At 64.4% G+C, this 711-nt stretch carries 1 protein-coding gene; it reads right to left on the bottom strand.

What is annotated here, in order from left to right; all coding sequences use genetic code 11:
• Positions 1–257 precede the first annotated feature (257 nt).
• Positions 258–581, bottom strand: a complete 324-nt coding sequence (locus Ahu01nite_RS50075) for a hypothetical protein (protein WP_203843849.1) — start codon at positions 579–581, stop codon at positions 258–260.
• Between the last annotated feature and the right edge of the window lie 130 nt (positions 582–711).

Below are 711 nucleotides of genomic sequence, written 5' to 3'. Positions count from 1 at the left end.
CGCCGCCTACTAACCCACGAACACCGAACTCTCCGTCACACCCGGGGCCTGATACGACAATTAACGCGCGCATGCCGCACTTCGCCTCGGCAATGGCAGCAACCCTGCCGCTATCGAGCAACAAACCGATTTTCGACCACTATTCCGGCGGCACGCTCTCATGCCGCCGAGGGTGCGCGTCGGCGGTCGGCATTATCACGTAGCGTTATCGTTGGCCTGCCTCGGCTGGTGCACGCTCGCGCGCATGGTGCGTGGGGCTATGGGCGGTCGCCTGATGCGTCCGCGTCGGCCATGAACACCTGTCCCAGGACGGAGGCCAGATGGCGATAGTCCTCCATGAGCGGACCCACCCATTGCCGGTCCGGCTCGAAGGCATCACGCAAGCCCTTGGCCAGGTCTTCTAAGCGTTGTTCCCGGCCCCCGGCGGCCTTCCGGTTCCTACGCTCGAACGACTGCCACCGTCGCCAGCCAACTTCGATGACATCGTCGGCGGTCTCCGGCCTGACAACAGGGGATCCACTCCTGTGAAGTTGGTCCATCGCATCGCGGGCCGAGGACCTTGTTGCGGGCGGCAGCTCCATGAGGGCAAGTATCGCCGAGGTGTCAGCGGCGGAACGTCTGAACATCCGCTCATACCGCGGTAGAGCAACGGCTGTGATTACTCGAGCGGCCCTGGCCGAGATGCCGTGTGCCCAGATTGGCGTCTGCGGG

Origin of the sequence: Winogradskya humida (assembly GCF_016862215.1) — a bacterium.
Taxonomy (GTDB): Bacteria; Actinomycetota; Actinomycetes; order Mycobacteriales; family Micromonosporaceae; genus Actinoplanes; species Actinoplanes humidus.
This window is presented reverse-complemented; position numbering and strand designations above follow the sequence as displayed.